The 22,616-nt window shown below is 72.1% G+C and carries 23 protein-coding genes; 16 read left to right on the forward strand and 7 right to left on the reverse strand.

What is annotated here, in order from left to right; genetic code table 11:
• Positions 1-40 precede the first annotated feature (40 nt).
• A complete protein-coding gene (locus tag ACWEQO_RS27760; protein WP_452985673.1) occupies positions 41-622 on the forward strand; it encodes a sugar O-acetyltransferase in 582 nt (193 codons plus the stop codon).
• Between the two features lie 12 nt (positions 623-634).
• A complete protein-coding gene (locus tag ACWEQO_RS27765; RefSeq protein WP_361455241.1) occupies positions 635-1,192 on the forward strand; it encodes a TetR/AcrR family transcriptional regulator in 558 nt (185 codons plus the stop codon).
• A 76-nt stretch (positions 1,193-1,268) separates the two neighbouring features.
• Here the strand turns inward: ACWEQO_RS27765 and ACWEQO_RS27770 are convergent, their stop codons facing one another.
• Positions 1,269-2,060: a GntR family transcriptional regulator gene (locus ACWEQO_RS27770; protein ID WP_452985674.1), complete on the reverse strand. Its 792-nt coding sequence runs from the start codon at positions 2,058-2,060 to the stop codon at positions 1,269-1,271.
• A 380-nt stretch (positions 2,061-2,440) separates the two neighbouring features.
• On the opposite strand from ACWEQO_RS27770, the gene ACWEQO_RS27775 reads away from it, so the two are divergent.
• From ACWEQO_RS27775 to ACWEQO_RS27790, 4 genes are all read left to right on the forward strand, one after another.
• Positions 2,441-3,715: an extracellular solute-binding protein gene (locus ACWEQO_RS27775; protein ID WP_452985675.1), complete on the forward strand. Its 1,275-nt coding sequence runs from the start codon at positions 2,441-2,443 to the stop codon at positions 3,713-3,715.
• Between the two features lie 88 nt (positions 3,716-3,803).
• Positions 3,804-4,790 carry a carbohydrate ABC transporter permease gene (locus ACWEQO_RS27780; RefSeq protein WP_361455232.1) on the forward strand — a complete coding sequence of 329 codons (987 nt, stop codon included), beginning with the start codon at positions 3,804-3,806 and terminating at the stop codon, positions 4,788-4,790.
• Positions 4,787-5,617, forward strand: a complete 831-nt coding sequence (locus ACWEQO_RS27785) for a carbohydrate ABC transporter permease (RefSeq protein ID WP_361455229.1) — start codon at positions 4,787-4,789, stop codon at positions 5,615-5,617. Before ACWEQO_RS27780 ends, ACWEQO_RS27785 begins: the two co-directional genes overlap by 4 nt.
• 9 nt (positions 5,618-5,626) lie before the next feature.
• Positions 5,627-7,126 carry a glycoside hydrolase family 3 protein gene (locus ACWEQO_RS27790; protein WP_361455226.1) on the forward strand — a complete coding sequence of 500 codons (1,500 nt, stop codon included), beginning with the start codon at positions 5,627-5,629 and terminating at the stop codon, positions 7,124-7,126.
• 76 nt (positions 7,127-7,202) lie between these two features.
• Here ACWEQO_RS27790 and ACWEQO_RS27795 read toward each other — a convergent pair whose 3' ends face one another.
• Both ACWEQO_RS27795 and ACWEQO_RS27800 read right to left on the reverse strand, forming a co-directional pair.
• Positions 7,203-7,790, reverse strand: a complete 588-nt coding sequence (locus tag ACWEQO_RS27795; RefSeq protein WP_361462991.1) for a YdeI/OmpD-associated family protein — start codon at positions 7,788-7,790, stop codon at positions 7,203-7,205.
• 67 nt (positions 7,791-7,857) lie between these two features.
• The gene (locus tag ACWEQO_RS27800; RefSeq protein WP_361462994.1) at positions 7,858-9,504 is read right to left on the reverse strand and encodes an MFS transporter; all 1,647 of its coding nucleotides are present in this window, start codon (positions 9,502-9,504) and stop codon (positions 7,858-7,860) included.
• A 345-nt stretch (positions 9,505-9,849) separates the two neighbouring features.
• On the opposite strand from ACWEQO_RS27800, the gene ACWEQO_RS27805 reads away from it, so the two are divergent.
• On the forward strand, positions 9,850-10,491 hold the full coding sequence (locus ACWEQO_RS27805; RefSeq protein WP_361462996.1) for a TetR/AcrR family transcriptional regulator: 642 nt from the start codon (positions 9,850-9,852) through the stop codon (positions 10,489-10,491).
• 140 nt (positions 10,492-10,631) lie between these two features.
• Here ACWEQO_RS27805 and ACWEQO_RS27810 read toward each other — a convergent pair whose 3' ends face one another.
• The gene (locus tag ACWEQO_RS27810; RefSeq protein ID WP_452985676.1) at positions 10,632-11,408 is read right to left on the reverse strand and encodes an IclR family transcriptional regulator; all 777 of its coding nucleotides are present in this window, start codon (positions 11,406-11,408) and stop codon (positions 10,632-10,634) included.
• A 107-nt stretch (positions 11,409-11,515) separates the two neighbouring features.
• Here ACWEQO_RS27810 and ACWEQO_RS27815 point away from each other — a divergent pair, with 107 nt between their 5' ends.
• The 4 genes from ACWEQO_RS27815 to ACWEQO_RS27830 all read left to right on the forward strand — a co-directional run bounded on the left by ACWEQO_RS27815 (position 11,516) and on the right by ACWEQO_RS27830 (position 15,610).
• Complete coding sequence (locus ACWEQO_RS27815; protein ID WP_452985677.1) at positions 11,516-12,685, forward strand: cupin domain-containing protein; 1,170 nt, start codon at positions 11,516-11,518, stop codon at positions 12,683-12,685.
• Complete coding sequence (locus ACWEQO_RS27820) at positions 12,682-13,527, forward strand: fumarylacetoacetate hydrolase family protein (protein ID WP_361463003.1); 846 nt, start codon at positions 12,682-12,684, stop codon at positions 13,525-13,527. Before ACWEQO_RS27815 ends, ACWEQO_RS27820 begins: the two co-directional genes overlap by 4 nt.
• Positions 13,527-14,237 carry a maleylpyruvate isomerase family mycothiol-dependent enzyme gene (locus ACWEQO_RS27825; protein WP_361463005.1) on the forward strand — a complete coding sequence of 237 codons (711 nt, stop codon included), beginning with the start codon at positions 13,527-13,529 and terminating at the stop codon, positions 14,235-14,237. Before ACWEQO_RS27820 ends, ACWEQO_RS27825 begins: the two co-directional genes overlap by 1 nt.
• A gap of 65 nt (positions 14,238-14,302) precedes the next feature.
• Positions 14,303-15,610 carry an FAD-dependent oxidoreductase gene (locus ACWEQO_RS27830; protein ID WP_452985678.1) on the forward strand — a complete coding sequence of 436 codons (1,308 nt, stop codon included), beginning with the start codon at positions 14,303-14,305 and terminating at the stop codon, positions 15,608-15,610.
• 124 nt (positions 15,611-15,734) lie between these two features.
• Here the strand turns inward: ACWEQO_RS27830 and ACWEQO_RS27835 are convergent, their stop codons facing one another.
• From ACWEQO_RS27835 to ACWEQO_RS27845, 3 genes are all read right to left on the reverse strand, one after another.
• The gene (locus tag ACWEQO_RS27835) at positions 15,735-16,754 is read right to left on the reverse strand and encodes a hemolysin family protein (RefSeq protein WP_452985679.1); all 1,020 of its coding nucleotides are present in this window, start codon (positions 16,752-16,754) and stop codon (positions 15,735-15,737) included.
• A complete protein-coding gene (locus tag ACWEQO_RS27840; RefSeq protein WP_452985680.1) occupies positions 16,751-18,097 on the reverse strand; it encodes a hemolysin family protein in 1,347 nt (448 codons plus the stop codon). The genes ACWEQO_RS27835 and ACWEQO_RS27840 overlap by 4 nt, the downstream gene beginning before the upstream one ends.
• A gap of 210 nt (positions 18,098-18,307) precedes the next feature.
• Positions 18,308-18,763, reverse strand: a complete 456-nt coding sequence (locus ACWEQO_RS27845; protein WP_452985681.1) for a tellurite resistance TerB family protein — start codon at positions 18,761-18,763, stop codon at positions 18,308-18,310.
• Between the two features lie 248 nt (positions 18,764-19,011).
• On the opposite strand from ACWEQO_RS27845, the gene ACWEQO_RS27850 reads away from it, so the two are divergent.
• From ACWEQO_RS27850 to ACWEQO_RS27870, 5 genes are all read left to right on the forward strand, one after another.
• On the forward strand, positions 19,012-19,428 hold the full coding sequence (locus tag ACWEQO_RS27850; protein WP_361453182.1) for a cell division protein SepF: 417 nt from the start codon (positions 19,012-19,014) through the stop codon (positions 19,426-19,428).
• A 112-nt stretch (positions 19,429-19,540) separates the two neighbouring features.
• Positions 19,541-20,800, forward strand: a complete 1,260-nt coding sequence (locus ACWEQO_RS27855) for an ATP-binding protein (protein WP_452985682.1) — start codon at positions 19,541-19,543, stop codon at positions 20,798-20,800.
• Positions 20,793-21,161, forward strand: a complete 369-nt coding sequence (locus tag ACWEQO_RS27860) for a nucleotide pyrophosphohydrolase (protein ID WP_452985683.1) — start codon at positions 20,793-20,795, stop codon at positions 21,159-21,161. Before ACWEQO_RS27855 ends, ACWEQO_RS27860 begins: the two co-directional genes overlap by 8 nt.
• Before the next feature lie 190 nt (positions 21,162-21,351).
• On the forward strand, positions 21,352-21,828 hold the full coding sequence (locus ACWEQO_RS27865) for a DUF6099 family protein (protein WP_452985684.1): 477 nt from the start codon (positions 21,352-21,354) through the stop codon (positions 21,826-21,828).
• Positions 21,829-21,902: 74 nt separating this feature from the next.
• Positions 21,903-22,613: a VanZ family protein gene (locus ACWEQO_RS27870; protein WP_452985685.1), complete on the forward strand. Its 711-nt coding sequence runs from the start codon at positions 21,903-21,905 to the stop codon at positions 22,611-22,613.
• Positions 22,614-22,616: the final 3 nt, after the last annotated feature.

Raw genomic sequence — 22,616 nt, forward strand, 5'->3', positions numbered from 1 at the left:
GGAGTGTACGTTCGTACGCTCCGGGTGTACGGTCGCTTCCATGGCGACGGACTACTTCGCGCAGGACCCCCGTACCCACCTGGAACGGATGCAGGCGGGCGATCTCTACATCGCCGACGACCCCGAGATCGCCCGCCGGCAGCAGCAGGCGGTACGCCTGGCCGCCCGCTACCAGGCGGCCTACGTCGAGGACGCCGAGGCGGCGGGAGCGATCCTCGCCGAACTGCTCGGCGCGGTGGGCGAGCAGGCGCATGTGCGTCCGCCCCTGTACGTCGACTACGGGAGCAACATCACCATCGGGGCGCGCACCTTCGTCAACTACAACCTGACCGCGCTGGACGTCGCCGCCATCAGGATCGGCGAGGACTGCCAGATCGGCCCGAACGTCCAGCTCCTCACCCCCACGCACCCCCTGGAACCGCAGCCCCGGCGCGACAAGCTGGAGGCCGCGCAGCCGATCACCATCGGCGACAACGTCTGGATCGGCGGGGGAGCGATCGTCCTGCCCGGCGTGACCATCGGGGACAACTCGGTGATCGGAGCGGGTTCGGTCGTCACCAAGGACGTGCCGCCGAACGTGGTCGCCGTCGGCAGTCCCGCCCGTCCGGTCCGGACCCTCTGAGACGCGACGCCCATGGCCACCGGACACACCGACCCGCAGCGGCGCGCACGCATCATCGCCGCCACCCTCGACCTCATCGCCGAGGAGGGGCTGGCGGCGGTCTCCCACCGCAAGATCGCCAAACGGGCCGGGGTGCCGCTGGGGTCGATGACGTACCACTTCAGCGGGATCGACGAGTTGCTGCGGGAGGCGTTCAGCGACTTCACCGGCCACATAGTCGCCGTGTTCGACACGTACCTCGCGGCGCCGACCGGCCGTGCGGAGGCCCGTACGGCCGTGGCCGACCTCGTCCACGCCCTGTCCGAGGGCAGCTCGCGCGACCTGGTGCTGACCCAGGAGCTGTACTCGCTCGCCGCCCGCCGGCCCGCCTACCGGGAGCTCACCCATGAGTGGATGCGCCGCAGTCGCAGCCACCTCGAAAAGCACTTCGACCCGGACACCGCTCGCCAACTCGACGCGCTGATAGAGGGATTGACGCTGCATCGCGCCTTGTCGCGGGAACCGCACGACCGGTCCCTGACCCTCGAGGCGATCGCCCGCATCACCACCGCGGACCACCGGGAGCCCTGAGCGGCGGTCCTCCCCCCCCAGCCGCCCGTGCGGCACAGTCCTGACCCCTGTGCCGCACGGGCCCGACCGGGCCGGTTCACGGTGCCGGAGGCTTCGGCGGTGCCGGCGGTGTCGGCGGCGTCAGGATCGCCGTGAACCGGTAGCGCGAGCCGCGGTACACCGCGCGGACCCACTCCACCGGTGTCCCCCGCTCGTCCCGGGAGTGGCGGGACAGCAGCAGCATCGGCAGGCCCACGTCGGTGTGGAGCAGACCGGCCTCCCGCGGTGTGGCGGGGGAGGTCTCGATGGTCTCGTCGGCCTCCGCCAGGCGCACCCCGTACACCTCGGCGAGCGTCGCATAGAGCGAGGTGCGGCGGGCCAGGTTCCGGCGCAGGCCGGGGAAGCGGCGTGCGGACAGATGGGTCGCCTCGATCGCCATGGGCTCGCCCCCGGCCAGCCGCAGCCGCTCCACGCGCAGGACGCGCTCACCCCGTTCCACCTCGAGCAGGGCCGCCAGTTCCGCGTCGGCCGCGATGTGGTCGATGTTCAGGACCCGGGAGGCGGCGGTGAGCCCCTGGTTGCGCATGTCCTCGGTGTACGAGGTCAGTTGGAGGGTCCGGTAGATCTTCGGACGGGCGACGAAGGTCCCCTTGCCCTGGATGCGGACCAGCCGCCCCTCGCTCACCAGCTCCTGCAGCGCCTTGCGCACGGTGGTGCGGGAGGTGCGGAACTCGAGGGCGAGGAGGCGCTCGGCCGGCATCGGCGATCCCGGCGCGCGCGCCTCGGTCATCCGCAGTAACCGCTGCTTGACGCGGTAGTACTTCGGCACGCGGTCGATGCGGTCCGGCGTCCCCGGGACGGTCTGGGCGCTGCTGAGGTCGGTGCTCATGACCTGCCTTCCGGCTGCGGTGTCCGGCGCGCGGGCGGCAGGCGCCGACCGCGGTGCACGTCGGCGGACGGCCGGGGTCGGCGCCGCACACTCGGCGGTCCCGTTATAACCGCACGCCCCTCTTTGGTCTAGTCCAACCCTCGACACGTCTCCGTTTGGGGGGATTTCGGGAGGACTCGCAGGTCCGCGCGGGGGCGCTGGAAGCGGCCCGGGGGATCGGCGACGCGACCCTTGACAGGGCCATAGGTCTAGGCCAAGCTCCCCCTGCTGGTCTAAACCATTTAGAGGAAGCCGGGTCCCAGCCCGCCGAGTGTCGCGCCGTTGCGAGGGTCACCGCCGAAGGCGTGGGTGTGGAAGGCGTTCCTGAGGAGGGGTGGCGCGTGAAGCGCAAGCTGATAGCCGCGATCGGGGTCGCGGGCATGTTGTTCTCCGTCGCCGCGTGCGGGGGAGACGACGGCGACGGCAAGAGCACCGGGGCCAACGGGTACGAGGGCCAGACGCTCACCGTGTGGGTGATGGACGGCTCCTCGCCGGACGAGTGGCAGAAGGACCTGGCCACGGAGTTCGAGACGAAGACCAAGGCGAAGGTCAAGTTCGAGGTCCAGCAGTGGAACGGCATCCAGCAGAAGCTGACCACCGCCCTGTCCGAGGAGAACCCGCCCGACGTCTTCGAGATCGGCAACACCCAGACCCCGGCCTACGCCAAGACCGGCGGCCTCGCCGACCTCACCGACCTCAAGTCCGAGATCGGCGCCGAGTGGACCGAGTCCCTCAACGAGTCGTCCGTCTACGACGGCAAGCAGTACGCGGCGCCGTGGTACTTCGCCAACCGCGTCGTCCTCTACAACAAGAAGGTCTGGGCGGACGCGGGGCTGAAGGACACCCCCAAGACCCGTGACGAGTTCTACGACGCGCTCAAGACGATCGGCGACAAGACCGACGCGGAGCCGATCTACCTGCCGGGCCAGAACTGGTACCACTTCGTCGGACTCGTCATCGGCGAGGGCGGCGAACTGGTCAAGAAGGACGGCGACCAGCACGTCTCCAACCTCGACGACCCGAAGGTCGCCGCCGCCATGGAGACCTACAAGAAGTTCCAGTCGCTGTCCAAGGCGCCCAAGGACAAGGACGAGGCCACCCCGCAGCAGGGCCAGGTCTTCGCCAAGGGCAACGTCGGCGCCTTCATCGGCATGGGCTGGGAAGCCGGCATCGCCATCGAGGCCAACCCGAAGATCGAGAAGGAGATCGGCTACTTCACCGTCCCCGGTGCCACGGCCGACAAGCCCGAGGGCGTCTTCCTCGGCGGCTCCAACCTCGCCGTCGCCGCGGGCAGCAAGAAGCAGGACCTCGCCCGGGAGTTCCTGAAGCTCACTCTCTCCGACAAGTTCGAGGGCGCCCTGGCCAAGGCCAACGGCGTCATCCCCAACAAGGAGTCGCTGCAGGGCAACCTCGAGGGCAACGCCCCCGCCGAGGCCGCCGCCCCCGCCGCGGCCGTCGGTGGCACCACCCCGCTGATCCCGGAGTGGGCCGCGGTCGAGAACGCGCCCAACCCGATCAAGACGTACATGACCGCCGTGCTGAAGGGCAAGTCACCGGCCGAGGCGGCCAAGCAGGTCGAGGGCGAGTTCAACAAGCGCCTGGCGCAGCAGCAGTAGGAGCGCACGCGCTCCGACCGGTGCGGGGGCCGGCCACTCGACGGCCCCCGCACCGCGTTCGGGTACGTCGAGAAGAGAGATCGCGAGCATGACCGTGCAGACCGAACGGCCGCCCTCCGGCCCGGTGGACGTCCGCAAGGCGGACACCGGGCCGGCGCCCGGCAGGCCCCCATCGCGAGCCGGCGCGCTCGCCCCGTACCTGTTGCTGCTGCCCGCCTGCGTGGCCACCGTGCTGCTGCTCGGCTGGCCGCTGCTCAAGGACGTGCTGCTGTCGTTCCAGAACCTCAACATGGGGCAGCTGATCCAGCGGGTCACCGAGTGGAACGGCGTCGACAACTACCAGGAGACCCTCACCAGTGGGGACTTCTGGCGGGTCACCCTCCGCTCGATCCTGTTCACGGCGGTCAACGTCGTCCTGATCATGCTCCTGGGCGCGCTGGTCGGCCTGCTGCTCGCCCGCCTCGGCAAGCGGATGCGGTTCACCCTGCTGCTCGGCCTGGTCCTGGCCTGGGCCATGCCCATCGTGTCCGCCACCACCGTCTACCAGTGGCTGTTCGCCCAGCGCTTCGGTGTCGTCAACTGGGTCCTGGACAAGCTCGGCTGGCACTCCATGGCCGACTACAGCTGGACCAGCAGCCAGATGTCGACCTTCTTCGTCGTCACCACGCTGATCGTGTGGATGTCCGTCCCGTTCGTCGCGATCAACCTGTACGCGGCGACCACCACCATCCCGAACGAGCTCTACGAGGCCGCGTCCCTCGACGGCGCCGGCGCCTGGCGGAGCTTCACCGCGGTCACCCTGCCGTTCCTGCGGCCGTTCCTCTACGCGACGACCTTCCTGGAGGTCATCTGGGTCTTCAAGGCGTTCGTCCAGGTCTATCTCTTCAACAGCGGCGGCCCCGACCGGCTCACCGAGATCCTGCCCGTCTACGCCTACGTCGAGGGCATCGGCAACCAGCACTACGGCATGGGCGCGGCGATCGCGGTCCTGACCATCCTGATCCTGCTCGGCCTGACCGCCTACTACCTCAGGATCGTGCTCAAGCAGGAGAACGAAGAGGAGGCCGGGCTGTGAAACGCTCGCTCTTTGCCCGGGTCTGGCCCAACGCCACCGCCGTCGTCCTGTTCATCGGCTGCGTCTTCCCCGTGTACTGGATGTTCGCCACGGCCTTCAAGCCGACCGGCGACATCATCTCGGAGAACCCGGTCTGGTTCCCGACCGACGTCACCTTCGAGCACTTCAGGACCGCGACCGGCGTCGACCACTTCTGGACGTACGTCCGCAACTCGCTGACCGTCACCGTCCTGGCCGTCGTCTTCTCGATGATCATCGCGCTGGCCGGCTCCTTCGCCCTGGCACGGATGCGGTTCAAGGGGCGGCGCGGCTTCGTCATCGGTTTCATGATGGCCCAGATGGCGCCCTGGGAAGTCATGATCATCGCGATCTACATGATCGTGCGGGACGCGTCGATGCTCAACAGCCTCGTACCGCTGACGCTCTTCTACACGATGATGATCCTGCCCTTCACCATCCTGACGCTGCGCGGCTTCGTCGCCGCCGTGCCGAAGGAGCTGGAGGAGTCGGCGATGGTCGACGGCTGCACCCGCGCCCAGGCGTTCCGCCGGGTCATCCTGCCGCTGCTCGCCCCGGGCCTGATGGCCACCTCGCTGTTCGGCTTCATCACCGCCTGGAACGAGTTCGCGCTGGTCCTGGTGCTCAACAAGGACGCCGAGGCGCAGACCCTGCCGCTGTGGCTGTCCAGCTTCCAGACCCAGTTCGGCGACGACTGGGGCGCGACCATGGCCGCCTCGTCACTCTTCGCCGTCCCGATCCTGATCCTCTTCGTCTACCTGCAGCGCAAGGCCGTCAGCGGCCTCACCGCGGGCGCCGTGAAGGGATAACGCCCCCCGATGACGACATTCACCACCGGCACCGACACCCTCACCCGGGACGCCCTGGCCGTCTTGCAGCCGGGCTTCGCCGGCACCACCGCGCCCGACTGGGTGCTGCGCCGCCTCGGCGAGGGCCTCACCTCCGTGGGCCTCTTCGGGCGCAACGTCGCCACCGCCGAGCAGGTCGCCGCCCTCACCGCCCAGTTGCGGGCCGAGCGGGACGACCTGCTGGTGGCCATCGACGAGGAGAGCGGTGACGTCACCCGGCTGGAGGTCCGCACCGGCTCCTCCTTCCCCGGCAACCACGCCCTCGGCGCCGTCGACGACACCGGTCTCACCCGGGGCGTCGCCCGGGAGCTGGGCCGCCGGCTCGCCGAGTGCGGGGTCAACTTCGACTGGGCGCCCTCGGCCGACGTCAACGCCAACCCCGACAACCCGGTCATCGGCGTGCGTTCCTTCGGCCGGGACGCCGACCTGGTGGCCCGGCACACCGCGGCCTGGGTCGAGGGCCTGCAGTCCACCGGCGTCGCCGCCTGCACCAAGCACTTCCCCGGCCACGGCGACACCAACGTCGACTCCCACCACGCCGTGCCGCACATCGATCTCGACGCGACGACCCTGTACGAACGCGAGCTCCGGCCGTTCCGGGCGGCGATCGCGGCCGGCACCCGGGCCGTCATGAGCGCCCACATCAGGGTCCCCGTCCTCGACCCGGACCGTCCCGCCACCCTCTCCCGCCGCATCCTCACCGACCTGCTGCGCGGCGAACTCGGCTACCAGGGGCTGATCGTCACCGACGGCATGGAGATGCGCGCCATCTCCGGCACCTACGGCCTCGAACACGGAGTCGTCCTGGCCGTCGCCGCCGGCGCCGACGCCGTCTGCGTGGGCGGCGGACTGTGCGACGAGGACACGGTGCAGAGCCTCCAGGACGCGCTCGTCACCGCGGTCCGCTCCGGCGAACTCCCCGAGGAACGGCTCGCCGACGCCGCCGCCCGGGTACGCGCCCTGGCCGACTGGACCGCCCGGGCGCGGCGGTCCCCGGCCCCGGGCGACCCCGCACCGGAGATCGGCCTCACGGCGGCCCGCCGCGCGGTGACCGTCACCCGCACCGGACCCCCGGCACCGGTCACCGCACCGGTGTACGTGGCCACCTTCAGTCCCGAGGCCAACATCGCCGTCGGCGACGAGACGCCCTGGGGCGTCGGCGCGGAACTGGAGCGGCTGCTGCCCGGCACCACCACCGGCCACTTCACCGACGCCGACGCCGGTGCCGGGGGTCCGGTGCGGGTGCTCGAGGCCGCGGCCGGCCGGCGGGTGGTCGCCGTGGTCCGCGACGAGCACCGGCACCCGTGGATGCGCACCGCCCTGGACACCCTGCTCGCCGCCGCGCCGGACACCGTCGTCGTGGAGATGGGCGTCCCGCAGTCCGCGCCGCGCGGCACCCCGCACATCGCCACGCACGGCGCGGCCCGTGTCTGCGGTGTGGCGGCGGCCGAGGCGATCGTCGCGGGCTGACAGGGAGGGGCGGCCCGGGCCCCGGGGCCCGGACCGCCCCTCCCTGTGCCTGCCGGTCCGTCACGTGGTCACGTCGTCAGGGATGGAGCTTCTCCCCCTCGGCGAGCATGGCGACGAACTTCTCGATACGGGCCGCCCTGGTCTGCGGGCGCTTGGCCTCCTGGACGCGGTGGAGGATCGCGTACCGGTTGCGGCTGTCGAGGGCGCCGAAGAAGTCACGGGCCGCCGGGACCGCGTCCAGCGCGGCCCGCAGGTCGTCGGGGACGGTCGCGGTGCTCTGGCTCGCGTACGCCGCCTCCCAGCGGCCGTCGGCCCTGGCCCGCTCCACCTCGCGCAGCCCGGGCTCCCGCATCCGGCCCGCCTCGATCAGCGCGGTGGCCTTCTGCCGGTTGATCATCGACCACCTGCTGCGCGGCCGCCGGGGAGTGAACCGCTGGAGCCAGTGCGTGTCGTCCAGCTTCTTCTTGTGCCCGTCGATCCAGCCGTAGCACAGTGCCGACTCCAGGGCGGCGGCGTAGTCGGGGCCGGGCAGTCCCGAGTCCTTCCTCGGGATCCGCAACCAGACCCCGGGCAGCTCGTCGTGGTGCTCCTCCAGCCACTTCTCCCACTCGCCCTGTGTCCCGACGGCGAGGACCGGGTCCCCCGTGTGTGCTTCATCAGCCATGGCACACAGGGAACCCGGTCCGCACCGGCGGGGTCAACGCGCCGGACCCCGTCGGCGCGCCGGTCGGCTACGCCGGAGTGGTGGTCGGGCTCCAGGACGGGTCCGCCGGTTCCTGCCCGGCTGTGTGGTCGGCGTGTTCCGTGTCCAGGACGCGGGGGGCCCGGATGCCGGCCATGCCGATCACGGTCACGGCCGCGGCCACCGCGGCGGCGACCCCACACACGGTGTAGGCGAGGCTGAAGCCACTGCCCAGCGCGTCGAGGGCGATGCCCTGCGCGGCCGCTCCGGGGGCGTCCGGCGGCAGGCTGTTGACGGCGATCGGTCCGGCGGCCCGGCCGATCTCCGTGGCGGCGCCCAGCTGGTCGGGCGGCAGCTCCGCGCCGGCCAGGTTCGAGGCGAAGGTCTTGCCCGCATGGCTGAGGGCGACCGCGCCGACGACCACCGGGCCCAGGGCGAAGCCGAGGTCGCGCAGCATGTTGGTGGTGGCGCTCGCCATGCCGGCCAGCCGACCCGGCACGCTGTTCAGCGCGACGGCCGTGATCGAGCTGACGGACAGCGCGAAGCCGATGCCGATGAGCAGGGTGGGCACGAGGAACGGGGTCAGGCTCCGGTCGGTGACGTCCAGCCGGGCGCACAGGAACGCCCCCACGGCCATCAGGCTGAAGCCGGAGGTCAGCAACCAGTTCGGGGAGACCCGGTGGAGCAGCCGGGAGACGACCGGGATCAGGACGAACGCCGGTCCCTGGAGCAGCAGGAAGGGGAGGGCGACGCGCAGCGGGTCCTGGTGCTGCACGGGGCCGAGCCACATGCTCGTCGCGAAGCACGCGCCGAGGAAGGCGATCATGCCGATGACCGCCACGACCGAGCCCACCGCGAAGGCGCGGTCCTTGAACAGGGAGAGGTTGAGGATCGGGGACTCGGCGCGGCGCTCGATCAGCAGGAAGGCGATCAGGAAGGCCGCGCCGACGGCGAACGCGCCCACGATGTCCGGCTCGCCCCAGCCCTTCCCGGGTCCCTCCACGGCCGCGTACAGCACCAGGATGAGACCGACGGCGAAGGTGATCTGGCCCGGGACGTCGAGCCGGCGGCCCTCGGCGGCCTTCGACTCGGTGGCCAGGGCCAGTGAGAGCACCATGCTGACGAAGGCCAGCGCGACGAGGACCAGGAACGAGCCCCGCCACGACCCGACCTTGGCGAACACCCCGCCGATCAGGGGGGAGATGGCCGCACCGGCCGACAGGAAGCCGCTCCACAGCGCGATGGCGCGGGCCCGCTCCAGGGCGCTGCGGGCGACGTCCGCGATCATGGTGAGCGATCCGGGGAACATGGCGCCGGCTCCGAGACCGTTGAGCGCGGCGCCGACCCACAGCCACTGCACGGTGGGTGAGACGGCCGAGACGATGCTTCCGGCGACGACGAGTGCCGCACCCGAGGCGATGAGCTTGCGGCGTCCGAACAGGTCGCCGAGGACACCGAAGGTGAACTCGAAGACGACCACGGCGATCATGAAGGAGGCCGTGATCCAGGTCAGCTGGGACCCGTGCGTGCCGAGGTCCTGCTGGAAGAGGCCGTTGAGCGAGGCCGGCAGGGCGTTGGCCAGCTGGGCCACGAACACCGCGGCGCTCGCGGCGGCGAGCGTGCCCGCGTAGCCCGGCTTCCGGGCAGCCCCCGCGGAAGGGCCGGAGGACGTCGTCGTCCCGTTGTTGAGCGTCACTGCAGTCTCCCTGGCTGGGATGGTGAGACGGCCCGGCCCCTTGTGGCCGGTTCCGGTGGGTGTGACGGGGTGGGCGCGACCCGTCGAACCACGTGGTGACGTGGTGTGGAGTGGGGGGAGGGACGCAGACCGGGCTTCTGGGAGGTGGCGAACGAAGCGCGGTGACGGCGAGAATGGCACTAGCTTTACGCCACGTCAAGGAACTGTATGGAGGGTACGGAAAGCGATCGTGAAGTAAGGCGAGCGCTGTCGAACGGGAGACCGGCGATAGGATGAGCGCCATGATCGCCCTCATGGCCGAACCGGCCCCCAAGCCGTCCGACGCCAGGAAGCGGGGGCGCTGAGATGGCCGGGCTGCGCGAGGCGCAGAAGCAGATGACCCGCAAGCTCCTGCTGGACTCGGCACTGGAGCTGTTCCGCACCAAGGGCTACGCCGCCACCACGGTGGACGACATCGCGGCCGCGGCGGGCACCACCCGGGTGACGTTCTACGCCTACTTCCCGTCCCGCAGCGACCTGATGCGGGCCCTCATCGGCGAGCTGAACGAGAAGCTCGAGCGCACCGACTCACCCGTCCACGGCTCGACCGCCCGGCGTCTGGTCGAGGTCGTCCACGACGGCAGCCGCGAGGCGATCACCGAGTGGCTGTACGGCATCTCCGGCCGCTGGGAGGCGATCCGCCCCTACACGGTGGCCGCCTTCGAGGCGGCGGCGGTCGATCCGGAGCTGCGCGGCCTGGTGAACGCGTGGCTGGAGGAGGCCGTCAGCGACATCGAGGAAGGCCTCGACCAGGCCGACCGCTTCCCTCCCGAGAGCCGCCACCTGCGCGGTGTGCTCGCGATGGCCCAGCTCGACCACGTGGCCCGCACCTGGACCCCCGGCCGCTGGGGCGCCGACCGCGCGTCCGTGGTCGACGTCCTGGCAGAGAGCTGGACCGGCCTGCTGAGCACCGGCGCCCCGGACGCACCGCAGGCGCGGCGCGACTGACCGCGGGGCCGGGGAGGGGCGGGCCGGGCTCTCGGGTCGTTCCGGCGGGTCCCCGGGTCGTTCCCACCGGGTCTTCAGGCCGTTCCGGCCGAGTGCTCAGGCCGTTTCGGCCGGGTCCGCAGGCTGTTCCGGCCGGGCCCTCAGGCCGTCTCGGCCAGGTCCGCGCTCAGCGCCCGCGCCGCCGTCTGCAGGGTGTTGACCAGGAACTGCAGGTCGAGGGGGTCGTAACGGGTGCCCGGCATGGAGATCGACAGGCCTGCCCGGACCGTGCCCCCGGCGTCACGGACCGGGACCCCGACGGCCACCAGACCCCGCTCGGAGCGGCCCCGGTTCACCGCGAAGCCACTGCGGGCGATGCCCTTCAGCTCCGCGGACAGCGCGCCGAGGTCCGGGCGCTCCTGGGGCCGGTCGCGGTAGTGCTCGCTCGCATACACCTCCGCCAGCTCCTCCTCGCCCAGTTCCGCGAGCAGCAGCAGACCGCCCGTCGTCCGGTGGGCCGGGAAGACCATCCCCTCCCGGGACCCGACCCGCAGCGCCCGGTCGCACTCCACGCTGGCGATGAACCGGGCCGTGTCCCCCGTACGGATGGTGAGGTTCGTGGTCTCGTTCAGCCGGTCCACCACCCGGTGCAGATGGGGCAGGGCCGCCGTCCGCAGCCGGGACACCAGGGAACGCGAGTGCGTCGCCAGCTCCAGCACCGGGCCCGCGCGGTAGACCCGGTTCTCGTCCCGGACCGCGAAGTCCCGGTAGACCAGCATGGCCAGCAGCCGGTGCGCGGTCGACCGGGCCACCCCGAGTCGCTCGGCGACCTGCGTGACGGTCAGCGAGCCCTCCAGCTGGAGCATCGTCGCGGCCCGCAGCGCGTGGTCGACGCTGGCGATGGCGTACGGCGGCGGTGTCTTGAGCGGCTTGTCCACGGTGAACCTCCCGGTGCGGCCCGTTCCGGATCTCGTCGTTCCTCATAACTGTTCTGCTCTCCAGAATTTACATGTCCGTTCCGCGGACGTGGCGCACAGTGGGAGCTGTGACCACCTCCTTCAGCACCCCCCCTGCCACGGGCTCCCCCGTCCGCCTGAGCGCCGTCAGCGCCGCGGACCAGCCCGACGTCACCCCGGCGCTCGAGGAGCTGTACCGGGGCTTCGAAAGCGAACTGCTCGTCCCGCTGTGGACCGAGATCGGCGACCTCATGCCGGCTCATCCGCGCTCCCGCGCCGTGCCCCACCTGTGGCGCTGGGAGAAGCTGCGGGAACTGGCCGCCCAGGCCGGTGAGATCGTCCCGGTCGGCCGGGGCGGCGAGCGGCGCGCCATCGCACTGGCCAACCCGGCCCTCGGCGGCCGTCCCTTCGCCACGCCCACCCTGTGGGCGGCCATCCAGTACCTGATGCCCGGCGAGGACGCCCCCGAGCACCGCCACACCCAGCACGCCTTCCGCTTCGTCGTCGAGGGCGAGGGCGTGTGGACGGTCGTCGGCCGTGACCCGGTGGCCATGCGGCGCGGCGACTTCCTCCCGCAGGCCGGGTGGAACATGCACGCCCACCACAACGCCACCACCGAGCCGATGGCCTGGATCGACGGCCTGGACATCCCGTTCCAGTACACCAACGAGTCCCAGTTCTTCGAGTTCGGCCGCGACGAGATCAGCGACGCCGAGCGGATCACCCCGGACCGGTCCCGCTCCGAGCGCCTGTGGGGCCACCCGGGCCTGCGTCCGGTCGCCGCCGGCTCGGCCGCCCCCGGCACGCCCCTGCTGGCGTACCGCTGGGAGCACACCGACCGGGCGCTCACCGACCAGCTCGCCCTGGAGAAGGAGGGCTTCGGCGGAACCGTCGAGCCCGGCCACGCCGCCGTCCGGTTCACCGACCCGTCCAACGGCACCGACGTGCTGCCCACCATCCGCGCCGAGGTGCACCGCGTGGCCCGCGGCGCCGAGACCGCCCCGGTGCGCGAGACCGGCTCGTCCGTCTACCAGGTCTTCGACGGCTCCGGCACCGTCACCGTCGGTGACGTGTCCTGGTCCGTGACGCGCGGCGACCTGTTCGTCGTCCCGTCCTGGCAGCCGCTCTCCGTACGCTCCGAGGCCGGCGCCACCGACTCCGACTCGGGCGCCCTGGACCTGTTCCGGTTCAGCGACTCCCCGATCTTCGAAGCCCTCCGGCTCGACCGTACCCACGTGGAAGGAACCACCCGCTCATGAAGCTCGCCACCCTCCGTACCGACGGCACCACCAAGGCCGTCCGGCTCGACGGTGACGTCCTGGTCGACCTCGGGTTCCCCGACGTGGGCACCCTGCTCGCGCAGGACGACTGGGCCGAGCGTGCCGCCGCCCCCGCCGGCGACGCGACGACCTACCCCGCCGAGGGCGCCGATTTCGCCCCCGTGGTTCCGCAGCCCTCCAAGGTCGTGTGCGTCGGCCTCAACTACCGCAACCACATCCAGGAGATGGGCCGGGACCTGCCCGAACACCCCACCCTGTTCGCGAAGTTCGCCGACTCCCTGATCGGCGCGGGCGACGACATCGTCCGCCCCGAGGAGACCGAGCAGTTCGACTGGGAGGTCGAACTCGCCGTCGTCGTCGGCAAGCAGGTCCGCCGCGCCAAGGGCGAGCAGGCCGAGCAGGCCATCGCCGGCTTCACCGTGCTCAACGACATCACCACGCGCGACTGGCAGTTCCGCACCCGCGAGTGGCTCCAGGGCAAGACCTGGGACTCCACCACCCCCGTCGGCCCGTACCTGGTGACCCCCGACGAGCTGCCCGGCGGCGTCCGCCCCGCACTCGACGTCAAGCTCACCGTGGACGGCGAGGTCATGCAGTCCGACAACACCGGTGACCTGCTCTTCGACCCGGTCGCCCTGGTCGAGTACGTCTCCACGATCATCCGCCTCAACCCCGGCGACATCATCGCCACCGGCACCCCCGGCGGCGTCGGCCACGCCCGCAAGCCCGCCCGCTACCTGCTCGGCGGCGAGACCGTGGTCACCGAGGTCCAGGGCATCGGCCGGCTGGAGAACAAGGTCGTCGAGGAGAAGCAGGCCTGATGTCCCGCACGTTCGACGACGCCCGCCGCTGGGCGGAGCTCGGCACGGACCTGGTGCTCGAGGCCACCGCCGGCTTCGACGACGAGGCCTACGACGCGCCCAGCGGCCTGCCCGGCTGGCGGCGCAGGCAGCTCGTCGCCCACGTCGCCGCCAACGCGGACGCCCTCGGCAACCTCGTGCACTGGGCCGCCACCGGCGAGGAGACCCCGATGTACGCCTCCCCCGAGGAGCGGGCCGCCGGCATCGAGCGCGGCCTCGGGATGCCCGCCGCCGAACTCACCGGGTGGCTGCGCGGGTCCGCCGCCGAACTCGCCGCGTCGACGGCGAAGCTCGGCGACGACCAGTGGCAGAACCAGGTCGTGACGGCACAGGGCCGCACGGTGCCCGCCACCGAACTGCCCTGGATGCGCTCCCGCGAGGTGTGCGTCCACGCCGTCGACCTGGACACCGGCATCACCTTCGCCGACCTGCCGGCCGACTTCCTCGCCGCGCTCTGCGACGACGTCATCGCCAAGCGCGCCAAGGCCCCCGGCCCGGCGCTGCGCCTGACGGAGACCGACACCGGAGAGGTCCGGGAACTCCCCGGCGACGGCGAACCGACCGTGCTCACCGGCCCGCTCGCCGAGATCACGGCCTACCTCACCGGGCGCAGGCACGCTCTCACCGCCCCCGACGGCGGCCCGGCACCCACCCTGGGGCCCTGGCTTTGACCGACGGCGCCGGACCCCGGCGCGGCCAGGCAGAGCAGGGTCCCCTGCTCAGACAGGAAAAAACGATGTCCCCTGCAACCCCTCCCACCGAAGGCCGACCCGACGTCCTCATCGTCGGCGGTGGCATCGGTGGCCTCAGCACCGCCTTCGCCCTCGCCCGGGAGGGGCTGCGCATCCGCGTTCTCGAACGCGCCCCGGAGTTCGGCGAGGTCGGCGCCGGCCTCCAGATCGCGCCCAACTGCACCCGCATCCTCGACGAGTACGGGCTGCTCGACGAGGCCAAGGAACTCGGCGTGGTCCCCGAGAGCATGGCCATGCGCGACGCGCTCGACTCCAGCGAGCTGGTCCGCCTCGACCTGGGCGAGCTCGAGCGCCGTTACGGCTTCCCGTACATGGTCATCCACCGCAGCGACCTGCACGCGATCTTCCTGCGGGCCTGTCGGAGGGCCGGCGTGGACCTGGTCACCGACCGGACGGTCGTCGACTACGAGAACACGGCGGACGGCGCCCGCATCACCCTGGCCGACGGCCGCACCGAGGAGGCGCCGCTCGTCATCGCCGCCGACGGACTGCGTTCCGTGGCCCGGCAGAAGCTGGTCGGCGACGACGTGGTCAGCTCCGACTACGTGGCCTACCGGGCGGCCGTCCCGATCGAGCAGGTCCGCGACAACGGCATCGCCGAGAAGGACGTCACCGTCTACATCGGCCCCCGCTGCCACTTCGTCCAGTACGCGCTGCGCGGCGGCGAGATGTTCAACCAGGTCGCCGTCTTCCAGTCGCCCAAGGCCCTCGCCGGCCAGGAGGACTGGGGCACCCCCGACGAGCTCGACGCGGCCTTCGAGGGGACCTGCGAGACCGTGGGCAAGGGCATCCCGCTGATGTGGCGGGACCGCTGGTGGCAGATGATGGACCGCGACCCGATCGACACCTGGGTGCACGGCCGCATCGCCCTGCTCGGCGACGCCGCCCACCCGCCGCTGCAGTACATGGCACAGGGCGCGATCATGGCGATCGAGGACGGCTGGGTCCTCTCCCGGCACGTCGCCCGGCTGCGCGCCGAGGGCGCCGACCCCTCGGCCGTCGACTGGGACGCCGCACTGGCCGCCTACGAGGCGGTCCGCGTCGAGCACTGCCGCCGGGTGCTGACGACCGCCCGCGCCTGGGGCGAGCTGTGGCACCTCGAGGGCGCGCAGCGGCTGCAGCGCAACGCGATCATGCGTGAGATCGACCCCGCCGAGTGGGCCTTCACCGACTGGATCTACGGACCCACCGCGCTGTTCCCGGACGAGGAACCCGCCATGTTCACCCCCATCCCGCTGGCCTCGGCCCACGTCGAGGAGAACGGCCCGGCGGCGACCGGCGCCGCGGCCTAGCCGCGGAAGCCGCCCGCGGGCGGCACGGCCCGCCGACGACGGGAACCGAACACGAGAGCGCCGGCCGGTCCGCATGTCGCGGACCGGCCGGCGCTCTGTCGTGCTCGCTCCCGGCGGTGTGCGGTCAGCCTCCGGCCGGCTGCACCAGCCGGGCCAGCAGGTCGTCCAGGGCGACCAGACCGGTGAGCCGGCCCGCGTCGTCGCGGACGACCGCCAGCGTGCCCCGGCGCCGGCGCAGCACGTCGATCGCGTCGGCGACCGTCGTGGTGTCCGTCAGCTCGGGCACCGGGCGGGCCAGCTCGCGGGCGCTGGTGGCGCGACCGCGGGCACGGGCGACCAGGGCGTCGCGCGCGTGGACCGTGCCGAGGACGGTGCCGCCCTCGCGGACGAGCAGCCGGGTGCGGTCGTGCGCGGTGGCCACCCGCAGCATCTCGTCGACACCCGCGCCCCCCTCGACGGAGGTGATCTCCTCGGCCGGGATCCGCAGCGCGGCGACCGGGGTGTCGGGCTCGGTCAGCGAACGGGTGAGCAGCTGCGAGTCCGTCTTGCTGATCAGGCCGAGCCGCTCCGACTCCGCCACCAGATGGGTGAGCTGCTCCCGGTCGTGGACCGAGGCCAGCTCGTCACGCGGGCTCACCCGGCACATCCGCACCAGGGTGTTGCTCACCACGTTCAGCACGTGGATCAGCGGCCGGACGGCCTTCACCACCGTACGGAACGTCGGGGCGAGCAGCATCGCGGAACGCTCCGGGTGGGCGATCGCCCAGGACTTGGGCGCCATCTCACCGACCACCATGTGCAGGAACACCACCACGCTCATCGCGACGGCGAACGCCACACCGTAGCTGACCGCGCCGGGCAGCCCCAGGGCGCGCAGCAGCGGGTCCAGCTGGTGCGAGATCGCGGGCTTGGACACCGAGCCCAGACCCAGCGTGCACACCGTGATGCCCAGCTGGGCGCCGGCCAGCATGAGCGACAGCTCACGCATCCCGGCCAGCGCGGCGCCGGCGCCGCGCCGACCCTCGGCCGCCGCCTTCTCCATCCGGTGCCGCCGGGCGGCGACCAGTGCGAACTCGGCCGCCACGAAGAACCCGCTGCCGATCAGCAGCAGCACGGTCACGAAGAGAGCCGTCGGGAAACTCATGCGGGCTCCTCCGCCCTGTGCTCTTCCCTGGCCAGGGGCGTGATCCGCACCCGCTCGGCGACATGCCGGTCCAGGGTGCGTACGTCGATCACCGCACGGCCGCCCCCGGGCAGCTCGACGGTGACCCGGTCACCCACGATGGGGAAACGGCCCAGCCGGTCCACGACCAGCCCGGCCACCGTCTCGTAGTCGTCCTCCTCGGGCAGCCGGACGCCGGTCGCCTCGGCCACCTCGTCCAGCCGGCGGCCCGCGTCCACGAGCCAGCCCTCGCCGTCGGCCACCGCGAGCTCGGTGACCTTGTCGGACTCGTCGGCGATGTCACCGACCAGCTCCTCGGCGATGTCCTCGTAGGTGACGATGCCGGCCACCCCGCCGTGCTCGTCGAGGACGACCCCGAACTCGTCGTCCTGCTCGCGCATCCGCGCGACCGCGTCCGGCAGCGGAAGGGTGTCCGGCAGCAGCAGGGGCCGCCGGGCCATCGCCCCGGCCGTGGCGCCCGCGAGCCGCCCGGCGGGCACCGCCATCAGCTCGCGCACGCCCAGCACCCCCGCGACGTCGTCGGGGTGGTCCCCGAGCACGGGGTAGTTGGAGTGGCCGTGCTCGGCGATCAGGGCGACCGCCTCGTCGGCGTGCGCCTCCCCGCGCACGAAGACGGCGTCCGCGCGCGGCACCATCACCGCGTGCAGGGTGCGCTCGGAGAACTCCAGCGCGTGGTCCAGCAGGGTGGCGGTGTCCTGGGGCAGTGACCCGTGCTCATGGGACTCGCCGATCAGATGACCGAGCTCCTCCAGCGTGGCACCGTGGTGCAGCTCCTCGACCGGCTCGATGCCGATGCGCCGCAGCAGCCCGGAGGCCGCGTTGTCGAAGATCCGCACCACCGGTCCGACGACCTTCAGGTACGCCAGGGTCGAGCCGGCCAGCGCCTTCGCCAGCCGCTCGGGCACGGCGATGGCGAGGTTCTTCGGGGCCAGCTCGCCGAGCACCATCTGGACGATCGTGGCCAGCACGAAGGCGAGCACGACGGAGATGCCGCTCACCGCCGAGTCCGGCAGTCCGAGGCCGGACAGCGCCGGCCTGAGCAGCGCGGACACCGACGGCTCGGCGATGAAGCCGACGATCAGACCGGTGACGGTGATGCCGAGCTGGGCGCCCGACAGCATGAAGGACAGCCGCTCCAGCACCTTCAGCGCGCGGGCGGCCCTGCGGTCCCCGGCCTCGGCCTCACGGGCGAGCGCGAGCCGGTCCACGGAGACGTAGGCGAACTCCTGGGCGACGAAGTAGCCGGTGCCGGCGGTCAGCACGAACACGGCGAACAGGCCCCACAGGGCCTCTACGGCACTCATCCAGCACCACCCCGCCGGGTGCCGATTCCAACGGTTTCATGACGGGGCGGTCCGGGACTGTGTCCCGGGGGGTCCGTCGATCTGCCGGACACGTACGTGGCTCCTCGTGTTCCTGTGGTCGGGTCTGTCGGCGGTCCAACGATCCTGACGGGAGCCATGTTCCCGCGACGGACCGGGCCGCACCCCTCGGGGCGCGGCCCGGCCCGCGGCTCACAGGTCGAACTCGTGGGGCGGCAGCCCCAGCGCGAAGCACGCCTCGCGGACGACCGCCTGCTCGTTCTGGTCGAAGTCGCCGTCGGCGCCGCCGATGACGACGCCGATCTGGATCACGGCGCGCGCCTCGGCGGGCTTCTTCTTCGCCTTCGCGACCTCCTGCAGCACACTCACCTTGCCGAAGGCGAAGTCCGCGGTCAGCTTGTCGAGGTTCTCCTCGAAACGGCGGCGCAGATCGTCCGCGGGGAAGTTCCGCAGGACGTCGTTGGTGGAGATGAGCTGAGCCACCCGCTGCCGCTCGGAGGGATCGACCGAACCGTCGGCGGCGGCGACCAGGGCGCACATGGCCATGCTCGCGTCGCGGAAAGCGCCGCTCTTCAGGTCGTTCTTCTTCGCCTCGAGCTGGTTCTGCATCTGCGACGCGGACTCCTTGATGCGGTCCCACAGGGCCATGCGTACTCCAAGTGTTCGGGTGCGGGGCGCCGGCTTCGCGCCGTGCGGTCTGCCGGGCCCCGGACGGTGTCGACCGTAAGTATCTACAGCAGTGTAGAAGTTAGCGGATCCGGATCCGGAACCGGTTGCGGTGCGGAAGGCGACACCCCGGACGCCCCGAGGTGGCAGAGTGTGTCGCATTGGGCCGAACGGGTGACCATGCGTAAGAATTGGCCGATGCAGACCATCAGCGCGACCCGGGACGGAGCATGCCGGTGAACAGCCACGACGTCACCGACGAACAGTGGGAGGGACTGGCCCAGGTCGTTCCGCTGCGGGGCCGGGACGCCTGGCCGTCCTCCGTGGGCCACCGCTCCCTGCCGGAGGCCGAGACCGAGACACGCCGCCGCCTCGTCGTCCTGCGGGTGAACGTGTTCGCGGACGCCCGCGACGTCGCGGAGACCCTGATGGCCGGGATACCGGTCCTGCTCGACCTGAGCAGCGCGGAGGGCGACGTCGCCAAACGCGTACTGGACTTCAGCACGGGCGTCGTCTTCGGCCTGGGCAGCGGCATGCACCGCGTCGACCGCAACGTCTTCCTGCTGACCCCGGCCGACACCGAGGTGACCGGACTGATGGAGGGCATGGGGATTCCCGGGAACGGGCAGGGCTCCCGGCAGGGGTGAGCCGCCAGCAGCCGGCCGGGCCTGCCGGAAGTCGGCCGAGGTGTCGTCCGATCGGGGGAAGATCACGCAAGCGGAACGGTTCGCCCCGTACCGGACCCCTTACCTTCCGCACATGACCCCGTCCCTCCCCTCGCCGGCCTCCGTCCCCTCACCCAGGCCCGCACCGATTGCCTTCCCGCCGCCCTCCCCGGCCACCTCGTCCGCGGCGTCCGCGGCGTCCACCGCGCCCTCCGGCACCGACGCCGCCCAGGGGCACCCCGACCGGCCGCGCGTCACCGAGCTGCTGCTGTCCGCGTTCGCCGGGCACCGCAACGTCGGGCTGACGCTCGGCCCGCTCACCCTGCTCGCCGGGCCCAGCGGCAGCGGCAAGACCAGCGCGCTGCGGGCCTACGAGGCGCTCGCTCGGCTCGGCGGCGGGGCCGAGCTGGGGGAGGCGTTCCCCGAGCCGGACGCGTGCGTGCCGGAGCGGGCCCGCGCCGACGCACAGCGCCGCCGGGGGTTCCGGATCGGCTGCACCGCCGACGGCCCCGAGGGACCGGTCCGGCTGGAGGTCGCCGTGCAGGCCGAACCGGAGCTGCGGATCGTGGGGGAGCGGCTGACGGCGGACGGCGTGGTCCTGCTGGAGACCGCGCTGCGCGACCCCGGCCGGCGCACCGTGCAGGCCGCGTGGCACACGGCCGGATCGACACCGGTCACCCGGGGTCCGCTGCCCGACGACCGGCTCGGCACCGCGCTGCTGCCGCTGCGCGTCGCGGGCAAGACGCCCGGACAGCGCAGGGTGCTGGCCGCCGCCGAACAGATGGTGGTCGCCCTGCGTTCCGTCTTCGCCTGCGACCCCCGCCCCGACCGCATGCGCGATCCGGTGCCGCTCGGCAGCGGGCGGCTGCTCGGCGGCTGCGGCAACCTCGCCGACGTGCTGTGGCGCACCCAGGCCGAGTGCGCGATCCGGTACGGGCTCCTGGTGTCCGCCGTGCGCGCGGGCTGCGCCGGCCCGGTCGCCGGGCTGCGTGCCGAACCGTACGGCGAGGGACTGGTCCGCGCCCTGCTCGACCGGGGCGACGGCGTCCGCACCGACCTCGGCCGGCTGGGGGACGGAGAGCTGCGCTACGTCGCCCTCGCGCTGGTGCTGTTCACCGGGCCCGGTGTGCTGGAGGTCGACGCGCCCGGCGAGGTGCCCGCCGCACTGCAGACGCTCACCGTGCTCGCCGACGGGTTCGACCGGGGACTGGACCCGCTCCAGCGCGCGGAACTGCTGCGGCTGGCGGCACGGATGTGCGAACGCGGACACATCCGGCTGGTCGGCACGGTGAGCGACGCGTCCTGGGCCACTGGGGTGGGCGGAGTGGCGGTGGTACACCTGAACCGTGACTGACCCCACCGACCCCGCCGACCCGACCGACCCCACCGGCCCGCGCGCCCCGCTCGACGTCGCCGGACTCCAGCGCAGGCTCGCCGAGTTCGCCGCCGCGCGGAACTGGCAGCCGTACCACACGCCGAAGAACCTCGTCACGGCGCTCAGCGTGGAGGCGTCCGAACTGGTCGAGATCTTCCAGTGGTTGACGCCCGAGGAGTCGGCCCGGGTGATGGACGACCCAGACACCGCACACCGCGTCACCGACGAGGTGGCCGACGTGCTCGCGTACCTCCTCCAACTGTGCGAGGTGCTCGGCGTCGACCCGCTGACCGCACTGGACGCCAAGATCGACCGCAACGAACGCCGCTTCCCGGCCTGAACCTCCCCCGCCCGGAGACGAACTCCTCCTGTCACGCTCCGTGTTCGATATGTCGACCGTTTTTGAATTGTTGTCCCCAGATCTCCGCCTTCTCCGTGGCTTTTTGACTGAACGAGACTCACTCTGGGTAATGAGCAGGGAAGTCGGGTGGACGCGCGGGCAGCGCGTCGGACAGACAGGGGCAGCGGACATGGACGCTGTGCGGCTGATAACGGAGAGCAGACGGGCCCTGACCGCTGCCGGCGATGTGCCGGAGCTCTCGGCGGAGGTGTGGCAGGCCCAGGCCCTCGCCCAGGCGGTAGGGAGCCGCCTCGCGGTCGCCGGCCCGCCCGAACTGCGGGGCGAGGCGCTGGGCCTGACCGAACTGGCGGGCCGCGGCTGCGGTGTCCTGGACGCCCCGCCCCTCGCCCCCGCCGACCTGCGCGCGGCCCGGCTCACCGAACTGGGCGACGCCCAGCAGACCCTGACCCACCTCGGCGGCCTGCTCGGCGAGGTCGGCATCGCGCTGGTCGGCCTCGCCTGTTCCGCGGACGACGAGTCCGCGTACTGGCAGTGCGTGGAGGCCATCGACGCGGCGGACGAGTCCCGCGACCGCGTCCTGGAGATGCTCCGCAAACTCGCGGACCGGGCCCGCGCCCTGTCGGAGCGCGAGACAGAACACAGCTGAAAGCCCTCCCGATATCGCGGACGTATCGAAAACCGCATACGCCACCGCAACCTCCCCCCGCCTCCAATGGGGGCATGAACCACGACGCACCCCCGTCGGCGCCGCCCCGCCGCACACGCAGGACCATGCTCCTCGGCCTGGCGCTCCTCGCCCTGGCGAGCGCCCTGTTCGCCGTGCGGCGGCCGCTCATGATGTCCGCTCCGAGGTGCATGGCCGGGCGGTGGCACGGCTGCCTCGACACGTTCAACGGCGTGGTGCTCGTCACGCTGGTCACGCTGCCGTTGGCCGCGCTGGTGGCGTGGGCGCTCGCGCGTCGTAGGCGGGCCGCCGGTGCCGCATCGGCGTGGCGGATGTCGCTGGCCGAGGTGGGCATGGTCCACGGGACGGCGCCGTTCCTGTGGATGACCATGATGCCGGGCGCCGGAGCCGGCATCGTCCCCGGCCGGGTCAGCCTGGTACCGCTGCGGGACCTGCTCACGATGGGGACGCTCGGCATCGCCGGCAACCTGCTGGTCTTCGCGTCGCTGGGGTTCTTCGCCCCGATGCGGTACGCGGCGCTGGCGTCCGTGCCGCGGATCCTGGCGCTCGGGGCGGGCTGCTCGGTCCTGGTCGAAACCGCGCAGTACGTCCTGCGACTGGACCGGGTCTCCTCCGTGGACGACGTCCTGGTCAACGCCACCGGCGCCGCGCTGGCCGCCCTGGCGTCACGCCGCTGGTGGCGCACCACGGACCGGGCGCCGTCGGACCGGCCCCGCTCCGAGCCCACGCCCGCACCGGCAGGCTGATCC

The sequence above is a fragment of the Streptomyces sp. NPDC004051 genome (assembly GCF_053604275.1).